Raw genomic sequence first — 21699 nt, 5'->3', positions numbered from 1 at the left:
AAAAAGCCCCGGCTCTTTGCAGAGTGCGGGGCTTTTTTTTGCTTCGGATGGCGAGGGGTTCAGGCTCGCCGTGGATCATCAGAAGCGGTAGGTTGCGCCAACACCGAAGCCGTTTGCGCTGTTTTCGTACTCAGCGTTGTACGACTGGTTCAGTGGGGCCCCGTTGCTGTTGTTGACACGGACCTTTTCCTCCTTGAGGTAGGAATAAGCCACGTCGATGGTCAGATCGTCGGTCGGGCTCCAGCCGGCTCCCAGGCTGAAGACGGTCCGGTCGCCGGTCGGGATGCGTGGCGAGCGGTCGGTGTTGTTGGCTGGCGATTGGTCGAAGGTCAGGCCGGTACGCAGTACCCACTGCTTGTTCAACTGGTAGGAGGTACCAATGGCGTAGGCCCAGGTGTCGTGCCAGTTCTGTTCTTCGGTGATGCTGTCGAAAAAGGTCGGGTTCAGCGCGCCACCGCCTGTTACGTCATTGTTGACTGTGATGTCTTTCAGGCGGCTCCAGCGAGTCCAGGTGCTGCCGGCGTAGACTGTCCAGGCATCATTGATCTGCTGTGTGACCGAAAAGTCCACCGTTTCAGGTGTCGTGATGTCCAGAGAGGCGTCATAGCGTCCGCTGCTCAGGAAACCGGCAGGTGTGCCTGCGCCCGGAGTCACTTCGGTATGGCCGTCGAGCTTGTACTTGACCTTGGAGTGGTAGGTCAGGCCGACGCGAGTAGTGTCGGTTGCCTGGACCAGCAGGCCGATGTTGTAGCCGTAGCCAATGTCATCGCCTTTGATCTTCACGTTGCCGTCGTTAGGCGAGAACGGGGTGGTCAGCGCCGACTCCAACTGACCGGAAATACGGTTGATCGTCGGACCAAAACCAATCGACACCTTGTCATTGAAGGCATAGCTGATGGTTGGCTGGAAAGTAACGACCTTCACTTCGCTCTTGCTGCCGAAGTTACGGCCTTGGAAATTGCTTTCGTAATCGGTAATCAGGCCGAAAGGGGCATAGACACCCAGGCCGAAAGCCCACTGATCATCAATAGGGTTGACGTAGTAGCCCATCGGAACCCCAGTGAACGGCACCATGTCGCCCTTGTTGGTACCGGACTGGCTGCCGCTGGCATCGTTGATGTCACTGGAGGCATCAATAACGGCGAAGCCGCCCGTTACTTGCTGACGCTTGAGTCGCGACATGCCGGCAGGGTTACCAAACACGGTACTTGCATCATCGGCAGAGGAAGAACGACCCGCGAAACCAGTGCCCATGCCACTGATACTCTGTTCGTTCAGGGCAAAACCACTGGCGAACAACTGAGAGGAGGCCAAAGTTACCGCAAGGCCAAGGGAGGTTTTGAGCATCATTTTTTTCATTGTTAGAACTCCGTGTGGTCACCGAGGCGAAAATTACCAACATTTTCGTTCAAGCGCTATAGCCTGTGTTGCTTGATTTAGAGGGGTTTTGTAGGACAATCCGACCAAATTCGCGACCGTTGTAGGAACTTTCCGAACATCCCATTCAACAGGCGACTTGATTCAGTGATGAAACACAGTGTTGCCAGGCGCAAGTAAAGTCCCGCAGGCGCCCTTGGGGGTGAAACGTCTGGCGCCAGATGCGGGCCATGCCCAGCAGGTCGTCGGCGTCGGGAAGCGGGGTGTGCTGTTCCTCCACCAGCAGCCAGGCGATGGCAGTGGCGTAGCGCAGGTTGACGGTCAGTTCCAGGTGCGGACCGCTGAGGAAGGCATGTTGGCTGGCCAGGCCGCGCACAAGGCTGGCGCGCTCCGGATCCAGTGCCAGGTAATGATCCCAGAGTGCCTGGTGGCGGGGTTCGGTAATGCGATACAGGCCATGGCCGCGACGGTCGTGCAAGGCTGAGCCCAGGCCGGACTGGCTGGCGGCAATCCCCAGCAACAAGGATTCCGCCGTGGCGCTGTGGCACTCCAGGTACAGGAGCGTCGGACGGATCACATATCGACACAGTTCGCTGGCAGCGATACCCATAACACCCTCGAAGCGTAAGAGAGGCGGAACCTGAAGGAGTAGGCTTGGCAGCAGTGGATCGGTTCAGGCTCCGCCGACAGCGGCTCATGCCGCTTGACTTGAAGTGTAGTGTGATACTTACGTTGTAAAGGCCTGTTTTTAAAACATCTTCCGCGAACGGTTATAACTGTTATATCCGTTGGTGCTTAAGCCGTTTCGCTCTATCGAGAAGTTTCAGGCAATAAAAAACCCCGCTTTTCGAGCGGGGCCTTTGGGGTTTCAGCGTTTCTGGCGTCTCAGGCAACCAGTGCCTGACGGGTACGCTCGATCACGGCCTGCAGCGGTTCTGCGCTGGAGTACTGATCGGGGTACAGGCGTTCGCTGTGACGAGCGATGCCGTGTTCGTTGACCAGCGTGAAGCTGAAGCAGCCTTTGCGAGCGGCCATGATCAGGCAGTTCATTGGAGCAAAAGCGTTGGTGAGGGTGCGGATGGCATCCTGTGCGTGGATTTGAGTCGACATGTTATGGGTGTTCCTACAAATGACACGGTTAAGAACCGTGCAACGTTAAAACGTTCCAGTAACGTCGACCACCATTGGTCGAACGAAGAACCCGACTGGAACAAAGCAGCCAGTTCGAGCGCTGTATAAAGTGCGCGCTAGGGCTGGCAGGTAGGTACTTAGGAGGGCAGGCGACACAGCAAGGGCAAAGGTTCTGGGCCCGGGGTGAAGATCCTGATCAATTTTGCAGGTTGGTTCGGTCAGAGTAATGAACTTGGCAACACCCTTTGTATTCAGTCAAAGGCTGTGTCGGCGCAAGGTTTACCTGGAAACCATCGAGGGGGTCGGTCTCTGTTATCGGTGAAGCGTCCCTTGGGGATGGCTGACCGTGGAGATGTGTTCGACCCGGAATTGACTTTCAGCTTGGTACTAACGGCGCGGATGTTAACGGATCGAATCCCATAAGGGAAGCGTGTTGTTCAAAAAATATCCAGGTCCGGTACGTTTGGTCGGATCGACAGGGCAGAGGTGTCATGTCCTTGGGGCCAGGTTATCCCCAGGCTTACCGCCAAATGCATCAAGAAAGCACAGCGATATAACCGGTTTGGGTGTTACTTGTGCACACTCCCCGGGACGTTTGTCACCGAACTGTCATGTCGAAACATTCCGGGGTGGGTGCCTGTATCCAAAATTTAAGTCAATGAAAAACATCGCTTTTTTTTACTGGTGAAAAAATCGTCAGTTTGAGCGCAGGCCCCGTCCCACAGGGCTTTCGACCCCTTCAGGGGTGGTTGTCCACTGAGTTATCCACAGCTTCTGTGGATTGTCCCAAGCACTTGCTCTAGCACGGGCGTGCCGGTTTTTTTCGACTTTACCCACACGAAAAAAGGAGTAGAGTGGCGCGCCTTTCGATCTGCCCCATAGTGCGTTATGAAGTTTCGCTCAGTATCAAATCCTGTTACCCCCACACCCTCCAGTGTTACCCCGCCCAAGCGCATGTCGATGCGCGTCGCCGAATGGTTGCTCGACAGCTCGCGGCTCGGAGAGCGCCCAAGCGTCAAGCACCTGGCTGGCCGCCTGCTCAAGCAACCGGCCCGCGAAGGTGTCGTGGCTGCGCAAAGTCGCCTGGGCCAACTGATGTGTCGGGAATGCGGTAACGCGCGGGACCGGCGCATCGGCCAGGATCTGCTGCGCCAGGCCGCCCGGGCTGGGGATCATCGCGCCCGGCAGGCCCTTCTTGAAATAGACGATTGAAATCCAGGACTTAAGCTGGGCAACCTCCAGCGGCTTGGTTAACCTTCGGGCTTTATCTGATCGGCAGGATTTGTCATGGCTATGGATTTGACCAGCCTGTTGTTGGGCCTGGCAGGCGCTGCGGTGCCGTTGCTCGCACTGGCCTGGCACCTGCAACGCCAGGCCAGTGCCGCGCAGACCGAAGTGGCATTGTTGGAAGAGCGCCTGGCGACTGCGCACATGGCCCACGACGGCCTGAACGCCCAGCTCGATGCCTGCCGCGATGAAATCAGCGACCTGAGCCAGGCCAATGGGGCCAAGCAAGCCGAACTCGCGGCGGCCTGCCGGGAGGTCGAGCTGTTGCAGATCGAGCGTGACAACGCCCGGGATGCGGCCCACGCCTGGAACCTGGAACGCGCCGGCAAAGAGGCGGAACTGCGGCGGCTCGATGCCCAGGCGGCGTCGTTGCATGCCGAACTGCGCGAGCAGCAGGAAAGCCATCAACAACGTCTGGAAGATCTGCAAGGTTCGCGGGATGCGCTGCGGGCACAGTTCGCCGAGCTTGCCGGAAAAATCTTCGATGAACGTGAGCAACGTTTCGCCGAAACCAGTCAACAGCGCCTGGGGCAGTTGCTCGATCCGTTGAAGGAACGCATCCAGTCTTTCGAAAAACGCGTCGAGGAAAGCTATCAGGCCGAAGCCCGGGAGCGTTTCTCCCTAGGCAAGGAGCTGGAGCGCTTGCAACAGCTGAACCTGCGCCTGAGCGATGAAGCCACCAACCTCACGCGTGCGCTCAAGGGCCAGAAGACCCAGGGTAACTGGGGCGAGTTGATTCTCGAGCGGGTGCTCGAACACGCCGGCCTGGAGAAGGGCCGTGAGTATCAGACCCAGGTCAGCCTCAAGGGCCCCGATGGCGAGCGTTTCCAGCCTGACGTGTTGATTTACCTGCCCGGCGACAAGCAGGTGGTGGTCGATTCCAAGGTCAGTCTCACGGCTTATCAGCAGTACGTCGCCGCCGAGGATGACGCCATCGGCCAGATCGCCCTCAAACAGCACATCGTGTCGCTGCGAGCCCATGTCAAAGGACTGGCCGGCAAGGACTACAAGCGCCTGGACGGTTTGCACAGCCTGGATTTCGTGTTGCTCTTCGTACCGATCGAAGCGGCGTTTTCCGCTGCCCTGCAAGCCGAGCCGAATCTGTTCCAGGAAGCCTTTGACCGCAACATCGTGATCGTCAGCCCGACCACGTTGCTGGCGACGTTGCGGGTGATCGACAGTTTGTGGAAGCAGGAGCGCCAGAGCCAGAACGCCCGGGAAATCGCCGAGCGGGCCGGGTGGCTGTACGACAAGTTCGTGCTGTTTATCCAGGACCTGGACGAAATCGGCAGTCGCCTGCAACAACTGGACAAGGCCTACAGTGCTGCGCGTAACAAGCTGACAGAAGGGCGTGGCAACCTGGTCAGTCGCACCGAACAGCTCAAGTTGCTCGGTGCCCGGGCGAGCAAGCGGTTGCCGGGTGAGTTGCTTGAGCGGGCGATGACGGATGAGGATGGGTTGCCTGAGTTGCCGGAAGAAGCCAGAAGTACTCAGGGTTGATTCAGGCTGTAAACCCTGTGGCGATCCCTGCGGGTTGCTGTAGGAGCTGTCGAGCGAAGCGAGGCTGCGATCTTTTGATCTTTCGCTGGGGACTCAAGCGCCAGTGGAAAGATCGCAGCCTCGCTTCGCTCGACAGCTCCTACAACAGCCAGCGGGGCACAGGTTCGGTGTCTTGTCGGAAGGGCAATCCTCCTACAACGGCAAATGCCGACTCAACAACGCCCTCAACGCCGCCGGTTTCACCGGTTTGGCCAGATAGTCCAACCCGGCAGCATGCACCTGGGCCACCGTCTCGGGGCGGCCGTCGGCGCTGATCACCACCCCAGGCACCGGTTCACCCATGCGGGTGCGCAACCAGGCCATCAGCTCGGTGCCGGTTTCGCCGTCGTCCAGGTGAAAATCCACCAGGGCCAGTTGCGGGCGTCCACCCTCGGCGAGCCAGCGCTCGCATTCTTTGCGGTTGCGCGCCGTCCACACCTGGCAACCCCAGCGGGTCAGCAGGCTGTTCATGCCGATCAGGATGCTGTCTTCATTATCGACACACAGCACCTGCGCGCCGCTGGGCAAATGACCGTTGGGTTCGGCCACGATATGGGGCGCAGCTACCTGCGTATGGGCCAGCGGTACGCTGACGCTGAACACACTGCCGCGTCCCGGCCAGGAGCGCACGCGCAAGGTATGGCCGAGTACGCGGCACAGACCGTCGGCGATCGCCAGGCCCAGGCCCAGGCCTTTCTCGGCGCGGGTCTGATGGCTGTCCAGGCGTTTGAATTCTTCGAAAATCACCTGCTGCTTGTCTTCAGCGATGCCCGGCCCGCGGTCCCAGACCTCCAGGCACAGCTCGCCGTTGCGCCGGCGTACGCCCAGCAGCACCGGTCCCTTGGCATAGCGGAAGGCATTGGTGAGGAAATTCTGCAGGATCCGCCGCAGCAACTTGATGTCGCTGTCGACCCGCAATCGCGAGCCCCGGACGCGGAATTTCAGGCCCTGCTCCCGAGCCAGGACCGTGAACTCGGCGCCGAGGGTATCGAACAGGTCATTGAGGGCGAAGGCTTTGCGGTCGGGGTTGATCTTGCCGTTTTCCAGGCGGGAAATGTCCAGCAGGTCGGTGATCAGGTCTTCGGCCGAGCGCAGTGAACTGTCCAGGTGCTGTACCAGTTGCCGGGCTTCGCCTGGCAAACCATCGTGCTGATGGGACAGCGCGGCGGAGAACAGTCGAGCGGCGTTGAGGGGCTGCATCAGGTCATGGCTGACGGCGGCCAGGAAGCGGGTCTTGGATTGATAGGCCGCTTCGGCGGTGCTTTTGGCCTCAGTCAGGGCCTCGTTCAGTTGCGATAACTCACGGGTGCGTTCGGCCACCCGTTGCTCCAGCCCTTCGTTGGCTTCGGTCAGGGCCTGTGCGGCTTCGCGGAAGGCAGTGATGTCGGTGAAACTCATGACGAAACCGCCGCCGGGCATCGGGTTGCCGATCAGCTCGATCACCCGGCCGTTCGGGAACAGCCGCTCGGACGTGTGGGCGCGGCCCTGGCGCATCCAGTGCAGGCGCCGGGCGACGTGGACTTCGGCCTCGCCCGGGCCGCAGAGGCCGCGTTCGGCGTTGTAGCGGATGATGTCGGCAATCGGCCGGCCGACGCTGATCAGGCCGTCCGGGTAGTTGAACAGTTCCAGGTATCGACGGTTCCACGCCACCAACCGCAGGGACTGGTCGACCACGCTGATGCCCTGGGTGATGTTCTCGATGGCACCTTGCAGCAGGGCACGGTTGAACTGCAGCACTTCCGAGGTTTCGTCAGCGATCCGGACGACATCCTCCAGTTGCATCTCTCGACCTTCAATCGCGGCTTTTACCACGGCCCGCGTCGACGAGGCCCCGAGCACACCGGCCAGCAGGCGTTCGGTGTGGGCGATCCATTCGCTGTCGGCATTCTGGTTCGGGTTGAAGCCCTTGCCCTGGCGGTAGGCAAAGCGAATGAAACTCTGGCGCGCCCGTTCCTCGCCGACGAAGCGTGCCGCCAGTTGCAGCAGGTCTTCGATGTGCACCGCCAGCATCGACCGGGCGCTGGGGCGGGCGCTGATTTCCTGACCGATGAAGCGTCCGGCCTGCCAGTGCTCCGACACGCGGGTGCGCGACAGCACCGAGATCCAGGCAAACAGCGTGAAGTTACCGGCCAGGGACAGGACGACGCCCTGGGTCAGCGGGCTGATCGGCAAATGCAATGGGTTGCCGTGCAGCCAGGCCAGGCCCGGAAAGGTATTCAGGGACCAGCCGAGGCTGTGGGCGGCAATCGGCAGCACCAGGGTGTAGAACCAGAGGAAAATCCCGGCGGCGAGGCCGGCGAATACACCGCGGCGGTTCGCCTGTTTCCAGTACAGCGCGCCGAGCATGGCGGGCGCCAGTTGGGTGACGGCGGCGAAGGCGATCTGGCCGATGGTCGCCAGGCTCGCGGTGGAGCCCAGCAGTCGGTAGCTGACATAAGCCAGCAACAGGATCACCACGATGCTCACCCGCCGTACCGAGAGCATCCACTGGCGGAACACTTCGAACGGCCGCTCGGCGTTGTTGCGACGCAACAGCCAGGGCAGCAGCATGTCGTTGGAAACCATGGTGGAAAGCGCCACGCTCGCGACAATCACCATGCCGGTGGCCGCCGAGGCGCCGCCGATGAACGCCAGCAACGCCAGCGCCGGATGGGCCTGGGCCAATGGCAGGCTGATGACGAACGAATCCGGCAGCACCGAACTGGGCAACATCATTTGCCCAGCGAGGGCGATGGGCACCACGAACAGCGCGGCCAGGGCCAGGTAGGCGGGGAACACCCACTTGGCCAGGCGCAGGTCCTGGGGCTCGATGTTCTCCACCACGGTCACGTGGAATTGTCGCGGCAGGCAGATGATCGCCATCATCGCCACCCCGGTCTGCACCACCATGGACGGCCAGTTGATGGTTTCTTTCCAGTATTGCTCCAGGCGCGGAGCGAGCATCGCCTGATCGAACAGGTCGTCGAAGCCGTCGTAGAGGCCATACGTCACGAACGCGCCGACCGCGAGGAAGGCGAACAGCTTGACCAGGGATTCGAAGGCAATGGCCAGCACCATGCCGCGGTGGTGCTCGGTGGCGTCGAGGTTGCGGGTACCGAACACGATGGTGAACAGCGCCAGGATCAGCGAGACGATCAGCGCGGTGTCCTGGGCGCGGGTGCCCATGGCGTCGGCGCCGGCGCCGATCAGCAGGTTCACTCCGAGCACGATGCCCTTGAGTTGCAAGGCAATGTACGGCAGCACCCCCACCAGGCAGATCAGCGCCACCACCACCGCCAGCGACTGGGATTTGCCATAGCGGGCGGCGATGAAGTCGGCGATGGAAGTGATGTTTTCCTGCTTGCTGATCATCACCATTTTCTGCAGGACCCACGGCGCCAGCACCAGCAGCAGGATCGGCCCGAGGTAGATCGGCAGGAACGACCAGAGCTGTTCGGCCGCCTGGCCCACCGCGCCGAAGAAGGTCCAGCTGGTGCAATACACCGCCAGCGACAGGCTGTAGACCCAGGCCCGTACCCGTGGCGGCAACGGCGTGCTGCGCCGGTCGCCGTAGAAGGCGATGGCGAACATGATGGCCATATAGGCCAGGGCAACAACGGCGATCAGCCCGCTGGACAACGACATGGAAACTCCCGAACGAAGAACACCGGGCTTGGGCCCGGCAGGACAGTCTCGCACGCCCGCTCGGGTTCGTCAGTGTCGACCAAGGTCGAGGCGTGGTGGGGTGTCGCAGCCTGGGGGGACTTCTCAGGTCATGCAGTGGGTTTGCGGGTCTCATCGCGAGCAGGCTCGCTCCCACAAGGGATTCGCAGCGGTCATGAATCTCTCATCCACTGCAGAACAAAATGTGAGAGCGTTCACAGATCCGGCGTGCGCCGCCAGTTCCCTGTGGGAGCGAGCCTGCTCGCGATGGCGGCCTTACTGACCCAACGCAATATCAATCAACCGATGCAACTCCCCAACCTCCAGCGGCGTGCTGGCAAAGAGAATACGGAACACCGTCGGCGCCACCATCACATTGATCAGCCGCTCGATGCCGGGATTCGGTTCATCGGGATAGCGCTCCAGGATGATCTGCAACTGAGCGCTGATGATGCCCACACAATGCCCTGGCGTGGCGCAGGCCTGGATGTCGCGCATCATGTTGCGACCCGGTTCGGAACTCATCTCGTCCAGGTACTGCTCGGCCCAGGCACGCAGGTCGCCGCGCAGGCTGCCGGTGTTGGCCGGTTCACTGTCGTGGCGCATGCGGGCGACGGCGACATCGGCCAGCAGCGCCGGCAGGTCGCCCCAGCGCCGGTAGATGGTGGACGGCGTCACGCCCGCGCGCGCAGCAATTTGCGGCACGGTCAGCATGGCGCGGTCCTGTTCCTGGAGCAGGGCGCGGACGGCCGAATGGATCGACTCTTGTACCCGAGCGCTTCTGCCGCCGGGGCGTAAACCTTCTTTAATAGCCATGGATTGGACCTTAACACAAAGAATTTGCTTTAAGCGCATATCGGTAGCACACTCGGCAAAAGCAAAAAATTAGCTTTTGCTGATGTTTTGCGAACTGCTTTTTGCGGAGTGTGCCCATGTCCCGTCCAGCTTCGACCCGTGCCAGCCTGATATTCCTGGCAATCACCTTGCTCGGTTTCCTCGCCGCGTCCAGCGCGCCGACGCCGTTGTATCACCTCTACCAGGAACACATGCAGTTTTCCCCGGCGATCCTCACGCTGATCTTCGGCGTCTACGCCTTCAGTCTGTTGGCCGCTTTGCTAACCGTCGGGTCGTTGTCGGATTACCTGGGTCGCAAACCGGTGATCTTCGTGGCGCTGCTGCTCAACATGCTGGCAATGCTGCTGTTTATCAATGCCGACAGCATCGCTTGGCTGATCGGTGCCCGGTTGATCCAGGGTTTCGCCACGGGCATGGCCACCAGTGTACTGGGCGCCGCGTTGCTGGACTTCGATCGTCGGCAAGGCCCGCTGATCACCAGCGTCGCGCCGTTACTGGGTATGGCCAGCGGGGCGCTGGGTTGTGGCTTGCTGGCTGAGTTCGCGCCCTTACCCCTGCAACTGACCTATTGGCTGTTGCTGGGCCTGTTCCTGGCCCAGGCGATTTATCTCTGGCGCCTGGAGGAAAGCGTCAGCCCGCAACCCGGTGCCTGGCAGTCCTTGCGTCCGACCTTGCATGTGCCGACCCAGGCGCGGCGGCCCCTGTGGCTGATGCTGCCACTGAACCTGGCGGCCTGGGCGGTGGGCGGTTTCTATCTGTCGTTGGCGCCATCCCTGGTGCGGACAGCGACCGGATCGACCTCCAACCTGATCGGCGGCGCGCTGGTGGCGGTGCTGACGCTCACCGGGGCCTTGTCCATCTACACGCTGCGCAACCAAAGCGCGGAGAAGATGCTGCGTCTTGCCGCCAGCTTATTGATAACCGGCCTGGCGCTGGTGTTGATCGCCGCACACGCAGGCGGCTTGCCGTTGTTCTTCATCGGCACGCTGGTGACCGGCAGCGGTTTCGGCGCGGGCTTCATGGGCGCGCTGCGCAGCATCCTGCCGCTGGCCTTGCCCCATGAACGGGCCGGTTTGATGTCGGCCTATTATGTCCTCAGCTATCTGGCGTTCAGCTTGCCATCGCTGCTGGCCGGGAACCTTACGCGGGTATTCGGGTTGATCCCGACCACCGATGGTTATGGCGTGGTGCTGATCCTGTTGGCGAGCGCTGCGTTGCTGGGGTTGTTGCGTCAGGCCGCGAAGCCAGCGCCCAATGGCGTGTGACCTTGAATACCTTGAATACCTTGAATGCAGGCGCTGCTGACGGTTGAATTGAGCTAGCCTTGGCGTTTCGCCATTTCTCTCGGTTGACCCCCTTGAAAATTATTCGCAGCAAGTCTTTCACCGGCGACCGTGCCTGGGCCGCGTTGGATATCGCCAACATGAACGGCATTACCACGCGCCTGCACTGGACCGACCAGCCGTACAAATGGCACGTCAACGACGGTCAGGAGGTCTTCGTGGTGCTCGATGGGCACGTGCAGATGTGCTACCGGGAGGAGGGGGTCGAGAAGGACACCTTGCTGGGAGTGGGTGACATTTTCTACGCATCGGTAGGGACCGAGCATGTCGCCAAGCCCCAGGGAGAAGCGCGAATCCTGGTGATCGAAAGCGAAGGCAGTGTCTGATTGGTTATCTGCAAAACAGATAACCTATAGAGAAATTACCCGTTATATCGATATTTGATCCAGCTCTAAGATGACTCCACCTCAATCGGGGACTGGAGTTCGCCATGACATGCTGCCCTGCAACAAACCGTTTGCGCCCACTGAGCCACTTGCCCAGGCCGTTGGAAGCCATTCGCCAATTCACACCCAACTGGTTCGCCGTGACCATGGGCACCGGCGTCCTTGCCCTGGCCTTGGCGCAATGGCCGGGCAATGTGCCGGGTCTGCGTGTCGTGGGGGAAGGGTTGTGGTTGTTCAACATCCTGCTGTTCGTGTTGTTCAGCGGTTTGTACGCTGCCCGATGGGTGCTGTTCTTCGATGAAGCGCGGCGGATTTTCGGGCACTCAACGGTCTCGATGTTCTTCGGCACCATTCCCATGGGGCTGGCGACTATCATCAACGGTTTGCTGGTGTTCGGCCTGCCGCGCTGGGGAGATGCCGTGGTGGCGCTGGCCGAGGCGTTGTGGTGGATCGATGTGGCGATGTCCCTGGCCTGCGGGGTGTTGATTCCCTTCCTGATGTTCACCCGGCAGGAACACCGGATCGACCAGATGACCGCCGTGTGGTTGTTGCCGGTGGTGGCCGCCGAAGTCGCAGCCGCCAGCGGCGGGCTCTTGGCACCGCACCTGGCAGACGCCCATTCGCAATTGGTCATGCTGGTCACCAGCTACGTGCTCTGGGCCTTTTCCTTGCCGGTGGCATTCAGCATTCTGACGATTCTGTTGCTGCGCATGGCCCTGCACAAACTGCCCCACGAAAACATGGCGGCCTCGAGCTGGCTGGCCCTAGGCCCAATCGGCACGGGGGCCCTGGGCATGCTGGTGCTGGGCGGCGATGCGCCGATGATCTTTGCCGCCAACGGCTTGCCTGGCGTCGGTGAAATCGCCGCCGGCCTGGGGCTGGTGGCCGGTGTCACGCTATGGGGTTTCGGGTTCTGGTGGATGTTGATGGCGCTGTTGATCACTGCGCGCTACTTGCGTGAAGGCATCCCGTTCAACCTCGGCTGGTGGGGCTTTACCTTTCCCTTGGGCGTGTACGCATTGACGACGCTGAAACTGGCGAGCCTGCTCGGCCTGGGGTTCTTCAGCCTGTTCGGTTGCCTGCTGGTGGCGATGCTGGTGGTGCTGTGGCTGATCGTCGGCTGGCGCACGCTGTCGGGTGCCTGGCACGGTGAGTTGTTCGTGTCGCCGTGCATTGCCGGGCTGGCGAAATAATTGCCCGGCGGCTCCCAAGCGACGTGCCGTAGGTTAATGTGTGGCCTGGATAAAAAAACGTTATTCCAATAAGCGTCCACGCCACTCAGGAACATGGAAGATGAGTCACCCTTCGCAGTTCACCTTGCTTCGCCGGCGGCGTTTCCTGCCGTTTTTCATCACGCAATCCCTAGGGGCTTTCAACGACAATGTGTTCAAGCAGTCGCTGATCCTCGCGATTCTCTACCGGCTGACCATCGAGGGTGACCGTTCGATCTGGGTCAACCTGTGTGCGCTGCTGTTCATCCTGCCGTTCTTTCTGTTCTCGGCGCTGGCGGGGCAGTTCGGGGAAAAGTTCGCCAAGGATGCGTTGATCCGTCTGATCAAGCTTGGCGAAATCGTCATCATGACCGTCGGCGCGGTGGGCTTTCTGTTCGATCATCTGTCGCTGATGCTGGTGGCGCTGTTCGCCATGGGCACCCACTCGGCGCTGTTCGGTCCGGTCAAGTATTCGATCCTGCCGCAAGCGCTGCACGAGGACGAACTGGTCGGTGGCAATGGCCTGGTGGAGATGGGCACCTTCCTGGCGATCCTCGCCGGTACCATCAGTGCCGGGGTCATGATGTCTTCGGCCCACTACGCCCCGGTGGTGTCGACCGCGATCATCGGCATCGCCGTGCTCGGTTACCTGGCCAGCCGCAGCATTCCCCGGGCAGCGGCCGCTTCGCCGCAAATGCGCCTGGACTGGAACATCTTCAGCCAGTCCTGGGCCACCCTGAAACTGGGCCTGGGGCAAACCCCGGCGGTGTCCCGTTCGATTGTCGGCAACTCCTGGTTCTGGTTCGTCGGGGCGATTTACCTGACGCAAATCCCGGCTTACGCCAAGGACTGGATGCACGGCGACGAAACCGTGGTGACCCTGATCCTGACGGTGTTTTCGGTGGGGATCGCCCTGGGTTCGCTGCTCTGCGAAAAACTGTCGGGACGCAAGGTCGAGATCGGCCTGGTGCCGTTCGGTTCGTTCGGCCTGACGGTGTTCGGGCTGCTGCTGTGGTGGCATTCCGGTGGAATCCCTGACAGCGTCGACGGCCATGGCTGGCTCGAACTGCTCGGCTTCGGCCATGCCTGGCTGGTGCTGATCGACATCCTTGGTCTCGGTGTCTTCGGCGGTTTCTACATCGTGCCGCTGTACGCGCTGATCCAGTCGCGTACCGCTGAAAACGAGCGGGCCCGGGTGATCGCCGCCAACAACATTCTCAATGCCTTGTTCATGGTGGTGTCAGCCATTGTCTCCATCGTGTTGCTGAGCCTGGCCAAGCTGTCGATCCCGCAACTGTTCCTGGTGGTGTCGCTGCTGAACGTTGGCGTCAACGCCTACATCTTCAAGATCGTTCCCGAGTTCACTATGCGTTTCATGATCTGGCTGCTGAGCCATTCCATGTACCGCGTGGAGCATCGCAACCTGGAAGCGATTCCCGATGAGGGCGCTGCGCTGTTGGTCTGCAATCACGTCTCCTTCGTCGATGCGTTGCTGATTGGCGGCGCGGTGCGTCGGCCGATTCGCTTCGTGATGTACTACAAGATCTACAACCTGCCCGTGCTGAACTTCATCTTTCGCACCGCCGGGACGATTCCGATTGCCGGACGTCAGGAAGATATCCACATCTACGAAAAGGCCTTCACGCGGATCGCGCAGTATCTGAAGGATGGCGAGCTGGTGTGCATCTTTCCTGAAGGAAAGTTGACCGCTGACGGTGAGATCAATGAGTTCAAGAGCGGCTTGACGCGCATTCTCCAGGAGACCCCGGTGCCGGTGATTCCCCTGGCATTGCAGGGCTTGTGGGGCAGCTTCTTCAGTCGCGATCCGGCCAAGGGCATGTTCCGGCGGCTCTGGTCGCGGGTGACCCTGGTGGCTGGGCCGGCGGTGGCGGTGGAGATGGCTGAGCCGGCGAAGCTGCAAATGTTGGTCGGCGAATTGCGCGGCAGTATCAGGTAATACGAAGTCTGTGGGAGCGAGCTTGCTCGCGATAGCGGCGCGACAGTCACAGAGCAGTTGGCTGAAACTCCGCTATCGCGAGCGGCTCGCTCCCACAGGGGCCTAGGCGCTGACCTTGAGCCCGATCAACCCTGCGACGATCAACGCCACGCTGACCAACCGAACCAGCGCCATCGACTCGCCAAACAAAATGATCCCGGCGATCACCGTGCCCACCGCGCCGACTCCGGTCCAGATTGCATAGGCGGTGCCCAGCGGCAGCTCCTTCATCGCCAGGCCCAGCAGGCCAAGGCTGATTCCCATGGCGGCTATTGTCAGGGCGGTGGGGAGAGGGCGGCTGAAGCCGTCGGTGTATTTCAGGCCGACAGCCCAGCCGACTTCGAACAGGCCGGCAAAAAACAGAATGATCCAGGACATTACGCACCTCCATGAAATGGATGGGGTCGTCCCCGGATTGAAAGTTGATACAAGCTGCGGGGTCGTCCCCGCACTCGCGAGATAGAGTGCCCATGATCGGGCACTCGATCAAGTCTGCCTCAGTCGGTCGCTTGCTGGCTGGCGAGGGTTTTGCGGTCCTGCTTTTCACTCATGCGCCGGAAGTATGTGGAAAGCAGCGCCCCGGAAATATTGTGCCAGACGCTGAACAACGCACTGGGCACCGCCGCCAACGGCGAAAAATGCGCACTCGCCAGGGCCGCGCCGAGGCCGGAGTTCTGCATACCCACTTCGAGTGCGAGGGATTTGCGCTGGGCCAGGGGCAGCTTGAACAAATGTCCGGTGAAGTAACCCAGCAAAAAACCAAAGCTGTTGTGCAGCATCACCACGGCCATGATCAACAGGCCCGATTCGGCAATTTTCGCCTGGCTGGCGGCAACGACGGCAGCGACGATGATGACGATGCTCACCACTGACACCAGCGGCAACACTTCTACCGCGTGACGAACCTTGTTACCCAGCAACCGTTGCGCTACCACGCCGAGCACGATAGGCAGCAGCACCACTTGCAGGATCGACCAGAACAGCTCCATGAACGACACCGGCAACCAGGCCGAGGCCAGTAGCCAGATCAGCGCGGGGGTCAGCAGCGGCGCGAGGAGGGTGGTGACGGCGGCGATTGCCACCGACAGCGCCAAGTCGCCGCGAGCCAGCCAGGTCATCACGTTCGACGCGGTGCCGCTCGGGCAGCAGCCCACCAGGATCACGCCGACGGCAATTTCCGGCGGCAGGTGAAAGGCCTGGCAAAGCAGCCACGCCACACCGGGCATGATCACGAAATGCGCGACCACGCCCAGTGCCACACGCCACGGATGGCGAGCGACTTCGGCGAAGTCCTCGAGCTTGAGGGTCAGGCCCATGCCGAACATCACCAGCCCCAGCAGTGGCACGATGGCGCTTTTCAGACCGATGAACCAGGTTGGCTGCACGAACGCCACGATGGCGAAAATCAGTACCCAGTAAGCGAAGGTATTGCCGACGAAGCGGCTCAGTGCAGCCAATGCGCGCATGACAGATCCTTGTTATCAATAATTGAAACCACACAAAACCAATGTGGGAGCGAGCCTGCTCGCGAAAGCGGTGTATCAGCAAACATCAATGTTGACTGATCCGACGCTTTCGCGAGCAGGCTCGCTCCCACAGGGGTAATGCTATGCCGTCAGATCCCCTGCGGAATCTCTTCCCCACCCAACGCTTCAACCAGCGCGGGCAGGAACTCGCCGAAGGTCAACATCATCAGCGTGAAGCTGGCGTCCAGTTGGCCGAGGGCTTCGTCGCCACCGTCCTGCTCCGCCTGGTCCTGCAGCAAGTCTTCAAACTTCAGGCGCTTGACTACCATCTTGTCGTCGAGGACAAAAGACAGCTTGTCCTGCCAGGCCAGCGACAGTTGCGTCACCACCTTGCCGGTATTGAGGTGTAGCTGGATTTCGTCGCTGGTCAGGTCCTGGCGCTTGCAGCGCACGATGCCACCGTCTTCATGGGTGTCGCGCAGTTCGCATTCGTCCAGCACGAAGAAGTCGTCTGCGGCTTTCTGGGTCTTGACCCAGTCGGTCATGATGGCGGTCGGGGCGGTCTTGACCGTCAGTGGACGCACCGGCAGCGAGCCGATGACTTCGCGCAGGGTGGAAAGCAGGTCTTCGGCGCGTTTCGGGCTGGCGGAGTTGACCAGGATCAGTCCCTGTTTCGGCGCGATGGCGGCGAAAGTGGACGAGCGACGAATGAATGCACGCGGCAGGAACGCCTGGATGATTTCATCCTTGATCTGGTCCCGTTCCTTTTTATAGACCTTGCGCATCTGCTCGGCTTCGATCTCTTCGACCTTTTCCTTCAGGGCATCGCGCACGACGCTGCCAGGCAGGATGCGTTCTTCCTTGCGCGCGGCGATCAACAGGAAGTCCTGGCTGACGTGCACCAGGGGAGCATCTTCGCCTTTGCCGAACGGTGCGACGAAACCGTAAGTGGTCAACTCCTGGCTTGCACATGGACGCGCCAGTTTGCTGGCCAGTGCAGTTTCCAACGCCTCGGCATCAAAAGGCAGATCTTGGGTCAGGCGATAGATAAGCAGGTTTTTGAACCACATGGGGTGAGTCTCTCCTTTATACAAAGGAGCGCATTATTCTCTTCGCGGCGCCATAGGCCAACCCTTCGCTAAGCCTTTGGAAGACCTGAGGAAATTAATTTAAAAAGTGCTTGCCAGCGTGGAGGACGCTCCGTAGAATGCGCGCCACACCGAAAGCGAAGGGTGATTAGCTCAGCCGGGAGAGCGTCTGCCTTACAAGCAGAATGTCGGCGGTTCGATCCCGTCATCACCCACCATTCGTTCCAAGTGTTACGCGCAGCGGTAGTTCAGTCGGTTAGAATACCGGCCTGTCACGCCGGGGGTCGCGGGTTCGAGTCCCGTCCGCTGCGCCATATTCGGTTATCTGGAACACTGAACGCCAGATGACCACCGAAAAGCCCGCTGATGCGGGCTTTTTGCTGCTTGCGATTCCTGCGGTGCGCATCGATCACTTTTTTCTGATTTTGTTAATTAAATCAGCACATTACGAAAAACTGTGAGAGAATGCGCCCCGCATCGAAAGTGCAGGGTGATTAGCTCAGCCGGGAGAGCGTCTGCCTTACAAGCAGAATGTCGGCGGTTCGATCCCGTCATCACCCACCAAGCTTTCAATGTTACGCGCAGCGGTAGTTCAGTCGGTTAGAATACCGGCCTGTCACGCCGGGGGTCGCGGGTTCGAGTCCCGTCCGCTGCGCCATATTTGCTTTCCCAAGGCCCACTGAACGCCTGGAAGCTACGGAAAAGCGGCCTATGGCCGCTTTTTTCGTTTATCGCGTTCCATCGCAATCCACCAGCAGCCAAGCATTTTCCAGTACGTTAAACAGTACGTCGCGAATGCCGGATCGTTTGTTGGTGCGCCTCTTCACAAGAGGTTTCTCGTTGCTCCAGGCAATGGGGCATCAGCCAGCCACTCCCCGATACGCCGTCGCCATACCAAGCCCTCAAGCAAAGACTATTCACTCGCCGATGGTCAAGCCTGTCGCTGTTCTTCTCAATCCTGGATAGCGAGCAGTAGTGCTTTCGTGATCGGCAAGTCGGGCCAATTGCGTTACAGAACACCAGGGTAATGCCTACATGAATTGCCGATATACCTACAAATAAATCGGCATCACCCGATGGCCGATATCAGCGCATGGCCTGCATCCTAGGCCATGGCATTTTGCTGTCAGTTTTTTCGACGCCAGGCTACTGGTGTCGACATCTGTCAGCAGGTTCGCCACCGGATGAAGAATCCACATGGAGCGTAACAATCGACCCGCCGCCGAGATTCATGTAGGCCGGGCCTGACCTCTCACATGTTGGAAAAAGGCAGATCCTCGCGCGACCATGAAAGAACCGATCCCTCCGACGTTTCCGTACAGGGCACGGAAAGCCTTCCTTACGGGCGGTCAACCCAGCAACCTCACGGCCACCAGCGATGCCGAAAGATGTATGGCGGGTTTTATCGCCAACGTGCCGGGCTTCGTCTATACATTGCGCCGCTCCTCAGAAGGGCATTGCAGTCTTCCCTTCGCCAGTCACGGCATTGTCGACATGTACGGCCTGCAACCTGAAGACGTGCAAGGCGACATGGCGTCCCTGCGTGCGCTTGTGCATCCCGACGACCGGCCCAGGATTGCGGCAGGTCTGGCCGAAGCGGCAGTAACGCTCTCGACGTTGACGCTCGTGTTCCGCGTCTGCCGACCGGGGCTGCCGGAGCGCTGGATCGAGGCGCGTTCCACGCCACAGCCCGAAGACGACGGCGCCATTGTCTGGCACGGCTTCATGTTTGACGTCACCGAGCGCAAGCAGAGCGAACACTCGCTCGATGAAGTCAGAAGCCGTTTGTCCAGCGTCATAACGACGCTCCCGGATTACGTCTGGTTGAAAAATGCCGAGGGTGTTTACTTGACCTGCAATCCAGCATTCGAACGTTTCTTCGGGGCACTGGAAGCCGACATAGTCGGCAAGACCGATTACGATTTCGTTGATGCCGAATTAGCTGATTTCTTCCGCCAGAAGGATAGGGAGGCCATGGATGCCGGCAGCATCCGTATCAATGAGGAGTGGGTGACGCTTGCCGAGGATGGGCGGCGAATATTGTTGGAAACCCGAAAGGTGTCGGTGTATGGCGCCGATGGCAGTATCGCCGGCATCCTCGGCATCGGTCGTGACATTACGGAACGCAAGCAGCGCGAAGAAGAGCTGGGCTTGTTGAACTATGCCATCGATCATGTCGAAGAAGCGGTTTATCTGATAGACGAAGAGGCGAGAATCTCGTATGTCAATCCGCACATGTGCCAAGGCTTGGGCTACAGCCGGGAGGAGTTGCTGGGTTTAAGCATCCCGGATATTGACCCCGACTATCAACAGGCGATCTGGCCGGCACATTGGCGCAACGTCCAGGCCAACGGTTCGCTGACGTTTGAAACCCGCCACCGGACGAAGGATGGCCGTATTTTTCCGGTTGAAGTTGTTGCCAACTATTTTGAGTCCGGCGGCCAAGGCTACATCATGGCCATGACCCGCGACATCACTGAACGCAAGCGCCTGGAGGCACTGCTGCACACCCGAGAGCGGGAGTTTCGCACCCTCGCGGAAAACTCGCCCGACAGTATCTCCCGCTACGACAAGGACTGCCGAAGGAGGTATGCCAACCGCAAGTTGATAGCCGACATGGGCGGGGACTTGGCGCAGATCCTCGGCACCACGCCGGTCGAGTTTCCCGGCGGCAGTCATGCGCAGGAGTACATGGACAAGACACTCGAAGTCTTCGAGCAGGGTGAACCGCGCGATTTCGAACTGCACTGGCAGGCGGAAGGTCACGAATTCTGCTCCCATATCCGCGTGAGTCCCGAGTTCGATGATTCTGGCCAAGTGACTCAGGTGCTGGCAGTCGGACGCGACATCACGGAAATTGACCAATACCGCAAGAAGGTGCGGTACCAGGCCTTTTACGATGACTTGACCAAACTGCCGAATCGCGCCCTCCTGTTCGACCGTATCCAACAGGAGATCGCTTGTGCCAAGCGGCATGGCAACTGGTTTGGGCTGATGCTTCTCGATCTGGACCGCTTCAAGGAAGTCAACGATACGCTGGGGCATGAGGCCGGCGACCGCATGCTGTGCGAGGTGGCAAATCGCTTGAAAATCGCCGTGCGCACATCCGACACGGTGGCACGGCTGGGTGGCGATGAGTTCGGAATCCTGCTGACGGCGGTGCGCGACAAAAGCGACCTGAATACGATCGCCGGCAAGATATTACAAGCGCTGGCCGCCCCCTTCATGATCGATGGCGGTGAACTGTTCGTATCGTCCAGCATTGGCATCTCGCTGTATCCCGACGATAGCGTCGAGATGGACGCGCTGCTCAGGTATTCCGATATGGCGATGTATCACGCCAAGAAGGAGGGGCGTAACAATTTCCAGTTCTACCATGGAAAGTTGAGTGCCCAATCCTCTGAAAGGATGGAGCTGGAGTCCGCATTGCGCAAGGCCTGTGGCAAAGGTGAGCTGGCCTTGCATTTTCAGCCGCAGATCGATTTACCCAGCGGGCGCGTAGTTGGCGCGGAAGCCTTGCTGCGCTGGAACCGCCCGGGGTATGGGATGGTGCCGCCGGACCGGTTCATTCCGATTGCCGAGGAATCGGGATTGATCGTCGACATTGGCGAGTGGGTATTGGCTAACGCCTGTGCTGCCGTGGCGGCCTGGAACCTGGAGCGCGAAGCGACGTTGACTGTACCGCTGAAGATGGCCGTGAACGTATCGACACGACAGTTCTTGCGCAACGATCTGGTGGGATCGGTGCGCCGCATCTTGGCCGACAGCGGATGCAGGGCCGAATGGCTGGAGCTGGAGATCACCGAGAGCCTGCTCTTGGAAGATAGCCTGGAAGTGGCACAAATGTTGGCGGAATTGGATCAGATGGGTGTATCCATCTCGATCGACGATTTTGGCACCGGGTATTCAGCGTTGAGTTATCTGCACCGCTTCCCGGTGGCGCAGATCAAAATCGACAGATCGTTCGTACAAGATGTTCCGCATGTACGCCGCCAGTGCGAATTGGTGAAGGCCATGCTGTCGATTTCAGCGGCGTTGCAGCTAGACGTCGTGGCGGAGGGGGTGGAAACGCAGGAGCAGGCGGACTACCTGATGACGCACAGTTGCCGGCGGGTGCAAGGTTACTTGTTTGGCAAACCCATGCCGCGTGCGGCCTTTGAGGTTCTGCTGACGGCAACGGCTATCACGTGAGGGTAGATGACGCGTCGGAGGTACCCGTGCGCGTCCAACTTGCCGCATAGCTGGCGGTGTTCGAGAACGGCACCTTCGCCGGCGCCGCACGCATGATTCAGCGCCATCTGGCGGTGCTCCAGAAAAGGCTAAACGCAGCGCACGGCACAAGGGCGCGTTAGCCGGGGTGGTCCTATCCCTACTATAA

At 60.1% G+C, this 21699-nt stretch carries 15 protein-coding genes and 4 tRNA genes; 11 read left to right on the top strand and 8 right to left on the bottom strand.

The annotated features are described in order from the left end of the window. Nucleotides 1–78: 78 nt before the first annotated feature. The 3 genes from LOY67_RS20635 to LOY67_RS20625 form a co-directional block, all read right to left on the bottom strand. On the bottom strand, nt 79–1359 hold the full coding sequence (locus LOY67_RS20635; protein ID WP_265064202.1) for an OmpP1/FadL family transporter: 1281 nt from the start codon (nt 1357–1359) through the stop codon (nt 79–81). Between the two features lie 145 nt (nt 1360–1504). Further along, nucleotides 1505–1987 carry a hypothetical protein gene (locus LOY67_RS20630; protein ID WP_265064201.1) on the bottom strand — a complete coding sequence of 161 codons (483 nt, stop codon included), beginning with the start codon at nt 1985–1987 and terminating at the stop codon, nt 1505–1507. A gap of 275 nt (nt 1988–2262) precedes the next feature. Further along, nucleotides 2263–2487 carry a hypothetical protein gene (locus tag LOY67_RS20625; protein ID WP_003204606.1) on the bottom strand — a complete coding sequence of 75 codons (225 nt, stop codon included), beginning with the start codon at nt 2485–2487 and terminating at the stop codon, nt 2263–2265. Nucleotides 2488–3396: 909 nt separating this feature from the next. On the opposite strand from LOY67_RS20625, the gene LOY67_RS20620 reads away from it, so the two are divergent. Both LOY67_RS20620 and rmuC read left to right on the top strand, forming a co-directional pair. Then, complete coding sequence (locus LOY67_RS20620) at nt 3397–3720, top strand: sel1 repeat family protein (RefSeq protein ID WP_265064200.1); 324 nt, start codon at nt 3397–3399, stop codon at nt 3718–3720. A gap of 189 nt (nt 3721–3909) precedes the next feature. Next, entirely contained in the window at nt 3910–5295 is a 1386-nt protein-coding gene (gene rmuC, locus LOY67_RS20615) for a DNA recombination protein RmuC (RefSeq protein WP_265067798.1), read from the top strand. Between the two features lie 192 nt (nt 5296–5487). On the opposite strand, the gene LOY67_RS20610 is transcribed toward rmuC, so the two are convergent. Beyond that, a complete protein-coding gene (locus LOY67_RS20610; RefSeq protein ID WP_265064199.1) occupies nt 5488–8958 on the bottom strand; it encodes a PAS domain-containing hybrid sensor histidine kinase/response regulator in 3471 nt (1156 codons plus the stop codon). 294 nt (nt 8959–9252) lie between these two features. Continuing rightward, on the bottom strand, nt 9253–9792 hold the full coding sequence (locus LOY67_RS20605) for a TetR/AcrR family transcriptional regulator (RefSeq protein ID WP_265064198.1): 540 nt from the start codon (nt 9790–9792) through the stop codon (nt 9253–9255). A 116-nt stretch (nt 9793–9908) separates the two neighbouring features. Here LOY67_RS20605 and LOY67_RS20600 point away from each other — a divergent pair, with 116 nt between their 5' ends. The 4 genes from LOY67_RS20600 (at nt 9909) to LOY67_RS20585 (ending at nt 14728) form a co-directional block, all read left to right on the top strand. Next, nucleotides 9909–11096: an MFS transporter gene (locus LOY67_RS20600; protein WP_265064197.1), complete on the top strand. Its 1188-nt coding sequence runs from the start codon at nt 9909–9911 to the stop codon at nt 11094–11096. A gap of 92 nt (nt 11097–11188) precedes the next feature. Further along, nucleotides 11189–11500, top strand: coding sequence for a cupin (locus LOY67_RS20595; RefSeq protein ID WP_265064196.1), 312 nt, complete (start codon nt 11189–11191; stop codon nt 11498–11500). Nucleotides 11501–11604: 104 nt separating this feature from the next. After that, nucleotides 11605–12753, top strand: coding sequence for a TDT family transporter (locus LOY67_RS20590; RefSeq protein ID WP_265064195.1), 1149 nt, complete (start codon nt 11605–11607; stop codon nt 12751–12753). A 100-nt stretch (nt 12754–12853) separates the two neighbouring features. Then, nucleotides 12854–14728, top strand: a complete 1875-nt coding sequence (locus tag LOY67_RS20585) for an MFS transporter (protein ID WP_265064194.1) — start codon at nt 12854–12856, stop codon at nt 14726–14728. A gap of 102 nt (nt 14729–14830) precedes the next feature. On the opposite strand, the gene sugE is transcribed toward LOY67_RS20585, so the two are convergent. The 3 genes from sugE to rdgC form a co-directional block, all read right to left on the bottom strand. Further along, entirely contained in the window at nt 14831–15145 is a 315-nt protein-coding gene (gene sugE / locus LOY67_RS20580; protein WP_265064193.1) for a quaternary ammonium compound efflux SMR transporter SugE, read from the bottom strand. Between the two features lie 119 nt (nt 15146–15264). Next, nucleotides 15265–16233 carry a bile acid:sodium symporter family protein gene (locus LOY67_RS20575; protein ID WP_265064192.1) on the bottom strand — a complete coding sequence of 323 codons (969 nt, stop codon included), beginning with the start codon at nt 16231–16233 and terminating at the stop codon, nt 15265–15267. A 149-nt stretch (nt 16234–16382) separates the two neighbouring features. Next, a complete protein-coding gene (gene rdgC, locus LOY67_RS20570) occupies nt 16383–17303 on the bottom strand; it encodes a recombination-associated protein RdgC (protein ID WP_245138850.1) in 921 nt (306 codons plus the stop codon). Nucleotides 17304–17463: 160 nt separating this feature from the next. Here rdgC and LOY67_RS20565 point away from each other — a divergent pair. The 5 genes from LOY67_RS20565 (at nt 17464) to LOY67_RS20545 (ending at nt 21512) form a co-directional block, all read left to right on the top strand. Then, nucleotides 17464–17539, top strand: a tRNA-Val gene (locus LOY67_RS20565). A gap of 19 nt (nt 17540–17558) precedes the next feature. Continuing rightward, nucleotides 17559–17635 (top strand) — tRNA-Asp (locus LOY67_RS20560). A gap of 174 nt (nt 17636–17809) precedes the next feature. Next, nucleotides 17810–17885 (top strand) — tRNA-Val (locus LOY67_RS20555). Between the two features lie 17 nt (nt 17886–17902). After that, a tRNA-Asp gene (locus tag LOY67_RS20550) sits at nt 17903–17979 on the top strand. Nucleotides 17980–18608: 629 nt separating this feature from the next. Beyond that, nucleotides 18609–21512 (top strand): EAL domain-containing protein, encoded by a 2904-nt coding sequence (locus LOY67_RS20545; RefSeq protein ID WP_265064191.1) that lies wholly within the window; start codon nt 18609–18611, stop codon nt 21510–21512. The last annotated feature ends 187 nt before the right edge of the window (nt 21513–21699 follow it).

This window comes from Pseudomonas sp. B21-056 (assembly GCF_026016325.1).
GTDB lineage: Bacteria > Pseudomonadota > Gammaproteobacteria > Pseudomonadales > Pseudomonadaceae > Aquipseudomonas.
The sequence above is the reverse complement of the archived record's forward strand: the minus strand, read 5'-3'. Positions and strand labels throughout refer to the sequence as shown.

Coding starts and splice junctions, on each gene's coding strand:
- LOY67_RS20605 (WP_265064198.1), bottom strand. CDS start 9,792: ATGGCTATTAAAGAAGGTTTACGCCCCGGCGGCAGAAGCGCTCGGGTA.
- sugE (WP_265064193.1), bottom strand. CDS start 15,145: ATGTCCTGGATCATTCTGTTTTTTGCCGGCCTGTTCGAAGTCGGCTGG.
- LOY67_RS20585 (WP_265064194.1), top strand. CDS start 12,854: ATGAGTCACCCTTCGCAGTTCACCTTGCTTCGCCGGCGGCGTTTCCTG.
- LOY67_RS20545 (WP_265064191.1), top strand. CDS start 18,609: ATGAAAGAACCGATCCCTCCGACGTTTCCGTACAGGGCACGGAAAGCC.
- LOY67_RS20600 (WP_265064197.1), top strand. CDS start 9,909: ATGTCCCGTCCAGCTTCGACCCGTGCCAGCCTGATATTCCTGGCAATC.
- LOY67_RS20575 (WP_265064192.1), bottom strand. CDS start 16,233: ATGCGCGCATTGGCTGCACTGAGCCGCTTCGTCGGCAATACCTTCGCT.
- rdgC (WP_245138850.1), bottom strand. CDS start 17,303: ATGTGGTTCAAAAACCTGCTTATCTATCGCCTGACCCAAGATCTGCCT.
- LOY67_RS20610 (WP_265064199.1), bottom strand. CDS start 8,958: ATGTCGTTGTCCAGCGGGCTGATCGCCGTTGTTGCCCTGGCCTATATG.
- LOY67_RS20635 (WP_265064202.1), bottom strand. CDS start 1,359: ATGAAAAAAATGATGCTCAAAACCTCCCTTGGCCTTGCGGTAACTTTG.
- LOY67_RS20630 (WP_265064201.1), bottom strand. CDS start 1,987: ATGGGTATCGCTGCCAGCGAACTGTGTCGATATGTGATCCGTCCGACG.
- LOY67_RS20620 (WP_265064200.1), top strand. CDS start 3,397: ATGAAGTTTCGCTCAGTATCAAATCCTGTTACCCCCACACCCTCCAGT.
- LOY67_RS20625 (WP_003204606.1), bottom strand. CDS start 2,487: ATGTCGACTCAAATCCACGCACAGGATGCCATCCGCACCCTCACCAAC.
- LOY67_RS20590 (WP_265064195.1), top strand. CDS start 11,605: ATGACATGCTGCCCTGCAACAAACCGTTTGCGCCCACTGAGCCACTTG.